We start from the raw sequence: 2,703 nt of genomic DNA on the forward strand, positions 1-2,703 counted from the left end.
GGCGTGAGCCATACGGTATCGCCGTGGGTGACGGGGAAGTCGCCGTCGGCGCGTACGGTCATCGTTCCGATGCCCTCGACATTGACATGCAGGAAGGTGTCGGAGCCGAGATGTTCGGCGACGCCGACGAGGCCCTTCCAGCTGCCGCTCTCCTTGGAAAGCCTGATATGCTCGGGGCGGATGCCGGCGGTCGGGGCCTCGTACGGCTTGGCCGCCTCGCCCTTGACGAAGTTCATGCGCGGCGAGCCGATGAAGCCGGCGACGAACAGGTTGTCGGGCTTGTTGTAGAGATCGAGCGGCGAACCGACCTGCTCGATATTGCCGGCATTCAACACGACGATCTTGTCGGCCATGGTCATCGCCTCGACCTGGTCGTGCGTGACATAGATCATCGTGGTCTTCAGCTGGTGGTGCAGCTCGCTGATCTCCAGCCGCATCGTGCCGCGCAGCGCGGCGTCGAGGTTCGACAGGGGTTCGTCGAACAGGAAGGCCGAGGGTTCGCGCACGATGGCGCGGCCGATCGCCACGCGCTGGCGCTGGCCGCCGGACAGCTGGCCCGGACGGCGCTCGAGATAGTTGGTGAGGTTGAGCACGCGCGCCGCCTCCGTCACCTTTTTGTCGATCGCCGCCGGATCCATCTTCGCCATCTTCAGCGGGAAGGCGATGTTGTTGCGCACCGTCATATGCGGATAGAGCGCATAGGACTGGAACACCATGGCAAGCCCGCGCCTGGCCGGCGCTTCCCCGGTGACGTCGCGGCCGTCGATCTCGATCGTGCCGCTGGTGGTGTCCTCAAGGCCGGCGATCAGGCGCAGCAGCGTGGACTTGCCGCAGCCCGACGGGCCGACGAAGACGACGAACTCGCCGTCGTTGATGGTCAGGTCGATGCCCGGAATGACCTGCGTGGCGCCGAACGACTTGTTGACTTTCTTCAGGATGATCTTGCCCATGGTGGTTCCTCCCCTGTCTTTGTTCGTTACTTCACGGCGCCGAAGGTGAGGCCGCGGACAAGCTGTTTCTGGCTGAACCACCCCATGATCAGGATCGGCGCGATGGCGAGCGTCGAGGCCGCCGAGAGTTTTGCCCAGAACAGGCCTTGCGGACTGGAGAACGAGGCGATGAAGGCGGTCAGCGGTGCTGCATTGGTCGTCGTCAGGCGGATCGTCCAGAACGCCTCGTTCCAGGCCAGGATGATGTTGAGCAGCATGGTGGACGCGATGCCCGGCACCGCCATCGGGGTCAGCACATAGACGATCTCGCCCCACAGCGACGCGCCATCCATGCGGGCGGCTTCCAGGATCTCGCCGGGGATCTCCCTAAAATAGGTGTAGAGCATCCAGATGACGATCGGCAGGTTGATCATGGTCAGCATGACGGTCAGCCCGATGCGGCTGTCGAGCAGGCCGAAGTCGCGGAAGATCAGGTAGATCGGCACGAGCACGGCCACCGCCGGCATCATCTTGGTGGAGAGCATCCACATCAGGATGTCCTTGGTCTTGGCGGTCGGCGAGAACGCCATCGACCAGGCGGCGGGCACGGCGATCAGCAGCGCCAGGAGCGTCGAGCCGAGCGACAGGATCACCGAGTTCAGGAAGAACTTGAAGTAGTTGCTCTGCGCCTGCACGGCCGCATAGCTCTCGATCGTGCCCGAGGGGATGATGTTGAAGCCCTTGATCGCCTCGGTCTCGGATTTGAACGAGGTGATGATCGTGTAGAGGATCGGGAAGAAGATGATCAGCGCGACGATCCAGGCGGCGATGGTGAAGACGACGGTGCGTCGTGTCGAAACGGCTCTAGCCATGGTCGTATCCCCTTACTTGTCCAGGTTCTTGCCGACGGCGCGCATCAGGAAGAAGGCGACGATATTGGCGAGGATGACGGCGATGATGCCGCCGGCCGAGGCGCCGCCGACGTCATAGCCGAGGAGCGCGGTGCGATAGATCAGGAACGGCAGGTTGGTGGAGGCGTAACCCGGCCCGCCATTGGTGGTGACGAGGATTTCCGCGTAGACGCCGAGCAGGAAGATCGTCTGGATCAGGATGACCACGGTGATCGAGCGGGCGAGATGCGGCAGCGTCAGGTAGACGAAGCGCGACACGAAGCCGGCGCCGTCCATCTCGGCGGCTTCCTTCTGCTCGCCGTCGAGCGATTGCAGCGCGGTGAGCAGGATGAGCGTGGCAAAGGGCAGCCATTGCCAGGCGACGATGATGATGATCGAAAACAGCGGGTACTGCGCAAACCAGTCGACCGGCTGGAGACCCACGGCCCGGTTGATATCGGCAAGCACGCCGTAGCCGGGATGCATGATCATGTTCTTCCACACCAGGGCCGCCACCGGCGGCATGACGAAGAAGGGCGAGATGATCATGATGCGCACGATGCCCTGCCCCCACATCGGCTGGTCGAGCAGGAGCGCGATGCCGACACCGCCGATGACGGTGATGGCCAGCACGCCCACCACGATGAGCAGCGTGTTCCAGATCGACTGAAAGAAGGCCGGGTCGGTGTAGAAATACTGGTAGTTGAACAGGCCCGCCCAGCTGACATTGGCCGGGTTCAGGAGATTGTAGTTCTGGAACGAAAACCACAGCGTCATCGCAAGCGGCACGATCATCCAGATCAACAGCAACCCAACAGAGGGCGCCAACATCATCCGCGCCAAACCGCGCGTGTTCTCCGTCGCCATTAACATAACCTCCCCGT

General features: G+C 62.8%; 3 protein-coding genes. All 3 read right to left on the reverse strand.

Annotated elements, in window-relative coordinates:
- Positions 1-950 (reverse strand): ABC transporter ATP-binding protein (locus MUO32_RS29205; RefSeq protein ID WP_257951885.1); only part of this gene is annotated, 950 nt, incomplete at its 3' end.
- A gap of 26 nt (positions 951-976) precedes the next feature.
- Entirely contained in the window at positions 977-1,801 is an 825-nt protein-coding gene (locus tag MUO32_RS29210; protein WP_257951886.1) for a carbohydrate ABC transporter permease, read from the reverse strand.
- 12 nt (positions 1,802-1,813) lie between these two features.
- A complete protein-coding gene (locus MUO32_RS29215) occupies positions 1,814-2,686 on the reverse strand; it encodes a carbohydrate ABC transporter permease (protein WP_257951887.1) in 873 nt (290 codons plus the stop codon).
- Positions 2,687-2,703 lie beyond the last annotated feature (17 nt).

Origin of the sequence: Shinella sp. CPCC 101442 (genome assembly GCF_024704725.1) — a bacterium.
Taxonomy (GTDB): Bacteria; Pseudomonadota; Alphaproteobacteria; order Rhizobiales; family Rhizobiaceae; genus Shinella.